Here is a 1,338-nt window from a genome sequence, read left to right on the forward strand (position 1 = left end):
ACGACGCCCGGCGCATCGGCGCCGAGGATGCCGGCGACCGCGAGCGCGACGCCCGCGCGGCGGAGACGAAAGCGCTGGGCCGCAGCCTGGCCGTCGCGGCGGTGCTGACCCTGCCGGTCTTCGTGCTGGAGATGGGCACGCATCTGGTGCCCGCCATCCACGATCTGGTGATGACGACGATCGGGATTCAACAGAGCTGGATCCTTCAATTCGTCCTGGCCAGCGCGGTGATGTTCGGCCCCGGGCTGCGCTTCTTCCGCAAGGGCGTGCCGGCGCTGCTGCGCGCCGCGCCGGACATGAACTCGCTGGTCGCGCTGGGGACGGCCGCCGCCTGGGGCTATTCGGTGGTCGCCACCTTCCTGCCCGGCGTGCTGCCGGCCGGCACGGCCAATGTCTATTACGAGGCCGCGGCGGTGATCACCACGCTGATCCTGCTGGGCCGGTATCTCGAGGCGCGCGCGAAGGGCCGGACGTCGGAGGCGATCCGCCGCCTGGTCGGGCTGCAGCCGAAGACGGCGCGGGTGGTCCGCGACGGCAAGACGCTGGACCTGGCGCTGGAGGAAGTGCGGGCCGGCGACACCGTGCTGGTGCGGCCCGGCGAGCGGGTGCCGGTCGATGGCGAGGTGGTCGAGGGCCAGTCCTTCGTCGACGAGGCGATGATCACCGGCGAGCCGGTGCCGGTGGCCAAGGGCGTCGGCGCCGAGGTGGTCGGCGGCACCATCAACAAGACCGGCAGCTTCTCCTTCCGCGCCACCCGCGTGGGCGGGGAGACGGTGCTGGCCCAGATCATCCGCATGGTCGAGCAGGCGCAGGGCGCCAAGCTGCCGATCCAGGCGCTGGTCGACCGCGTCACCGCCTGGTTCGTGCCGGCGGTGATGGCGGTGTCGGCCGCGACCTTCCTGGTCTGGCTGGCCTTCGGGCCCGACCCGGCCCTGGCCTTCGCCCTGGTCAACGCCGTGGCGGTGCTGATCATCGCCTGCCCCTGCGCCATGGGGCTGGCGACGCCGACCTCGATCATGGTCGGCACCGGCCGCGCCGCCGAGCTGGGCGTGCTGTTCCGCAAGGGCGACGCGCTGCAGACCCTGCGCGACGCGACGGTCATCGCGGTCGACAAGACCGGCACGTTGACCCAAGGCCGGCCAGAGCTGACCGATTTCGACACGCTGGAGGGCTTCGACCGCGACGACGTGCTGCGGCTGGTGGCGGCGGTCGAGGCGCGGTCGGAGCACCCGATCGCCGAGGCGATCGTCGCCGCCGCCAGCGCCCGGGGCCAGGCCCTGCCGGCGGCCGAGTCCTTCGAGGCGGTGCCCGGCCATGGCGTGGCGGCGACGGTCGAAG

Annotated in this window: 1 protein-coding gene; it reads left to right on the forward strand. The window is 73.0% G+C overall.

Features of this window, described 5'->3' with window-relative positions; translation table 11 throughout:
- The coding region (locus tag P409_RS34495; protein ID WP_034849414.1) for a heavy metal translocating P-type ATPase at positions 1–1,338 on the forward strand (1,338 nt) is incomplete at both ends.

This window comes from Inquilinus limosus MP06 (assembly GCF_000767795.1).
Lineage (GTDB): Bacteria > Pseudomonadota > Alphaproteobacteria > DSM-16000 > Inquilinaceae > Inquilinus > Inquilinus limosus_E.